This is a genomic window from Chloroflexota bacterium (assembly GCA_014360825.1).
Taxonomy (GTDB): domain Bacteria; phylum Chloroflexota; class Anaerolineae; order UBA2200; family JACIWT01; genus JACIWT01.
On the sequence record JACIWT010000057.1, the window covers coordinates 1 to 1,930 of the forward strand.

The 1,930-nt window shown below is 53.5% G+C and carries 1 protein-coding gene; it reads right to left on the bottom strand.

Going from position 1 to position 1,930, the window contains the following annotated elements; translation table 11 throughout:
- Positions 1 to 287 precede the first annotated feature (287 nt).
- Positions 288 to 1,655, bottom strand: coding sequence for a PD40 domain-containing protein (locus tag H5T64_13470; GenBank protein ID MBC7265342.1), 1,368 nt, complete (start codon positions 1,653 to 1,655; stop codon positions 288 to 290).
- Positions 1,656 to 1,930 lie beyond the last annotated feature (275 nt).

The following is a 1,930-nucleotide window of genomic DNA, read 5'->3' on the forward strand; positions in this document are numbered from 1 at the left end:
CACTCTGCGATTTATATTATACCACTGAAGAGGCCTTACGTCAAGGCAATTCCTGAATTCTTGTGGGCTCAGGTGATCGGCGCAGAGTACAGTTGTTGGCGTGGCCTGGGCCATAGGATGGCCTGAAACAGGTTGTGCCGTAGACATCAGGACGACAGCCGACAAGAGCAGGGTCACGAAACCAAGTGCCAGTACCACCACAACAACTGGTAAACCCTCTATCAAGCGATTCACAGCATCTTTCATGTCTCCTGTCCTCTCTCGTAGTATATCTCACCGATGGTCATTCAGAATCCCTTTGTAAGCCACCCCAGAAAAACGAACCAATTATCGGTGATCGGCATCCTGATCTCGGTGTTCACCCTTAAGAGGTCCACTTCCCCGGTATGATAGTTGTAAAGAACCAGCCATTGACCATCCGGTGATAAAATGGGATCGCGGGAAGTAGGGGGTGAGAGGGAATACGAAGTATTCCCCGGAGGACGAGCTACAGTAATGTCCCGTTGGGTCCCATCGTTCACATTCACAATCCTGTATTTGGCCATCCCGACATGCAGGATGATCTCATCGTTCGATACCCAACCACCAAGGTTCCATGGTTTTTCGAAATTAAAGTCTATATTTTTCCTCTTCTGCCCATCAGTAGATAGGTAAACCAGCCCCTCGTAGATACCTAAAGGGCTATATGTGCAGAAGATTATCCCCTGGCGATCCGGGGAAAGTTGCGGATGCAGATACACCGGCTCTGTGTGCATGAGTGTGATAAAACCCCTATTTCCGGCGACGTCCACTGTCCACAACTCTTTCCCTTGGCGGGTGAAGCGGCTGTACAGTATCTTACCATCTGCGGACCAGCCAATCAGAGCGGGCCTCTCGGTGTCCTCAGCGATGAGCGCTTTGTCCCAACTGCCATCTGCGGCGATAATGTGCAACTCGGGCCTGTATGGATCCTCCTCCTTCTCATCCATTGGTAGGACGGACTTTGGCACTAGCTTCGCATATGCAAGTATCCGGCTATCCGGAGACCACATTGGGTAAGCATCTACTGGGACGTAGGCATGCACGGGCCCCGATAGCACCTGCTGCAACTTGCTGCTCAGGTCTATGACTCGGGGAGTGCTCTCCGAAGGAGTGCGGCCGCGCTTCCGTGGTTCTGTAACGTAGGCTATTTTCTTGCCATCTGGTGAAAGGCTGGCTAAGGCCAATTGATCGCCCTCGGGCAAATCCTCTATGTTGCACAGAGCCGTGCGGGTTGCCAGATCCCCCACATCTGCCATCCACACAGTGGCAGTGCCGCGCGCACCATTGTATAAGGGTGCCTCAACCCAGACGATCTTCAAACCGGAAATGAGGGCTGTTGGCGTCGGCACAGGCGTCGGGGTGGTGGTCACAGTGGGGGTGGATATAGTGGGCGCAGGCGTGTGCGTTGGTGGCGGGTATGGCTCTGGCGTCTCTGTGGGTAGGGGCATTTGTATTGGCGGCGGGTATGGCTCCAAAGTTACTGTAGGCGGAAGCAATAGAGAGGTAGGTTCAAGCGCCAGTTGTTGCTGGCTTCGCTGCGCCACGCTGCCAAACACCAGGAGAATGGCCAACGTCAATAGGCCCACCACGAGCCATCGCTCCACCTGCTCAAAAAGGTCCTTCTTTCTCTCCATCACTGATCCCTCCTTGGGGGTTCAGTCAAAACTAGAACGATAGAGTTGACCGATCCCACACGTTATCCTTGGGCCAGTGAGCCCATTATTCCGGAGCAGGCATTTGAGGAAAGACTGGAGCCAGACCTGCCTGAAACTTCACCACACCATCACTCTGCGATTTATATTATACCACTGAAGAGGCCTTACGTCAAGGCAATTCCTGAATTCTTGTGGGCTCAGGTGATCGGCGCAGAGTACAGTTGTTGGCGTGGCCTGGGCCATAGGATGGCCTG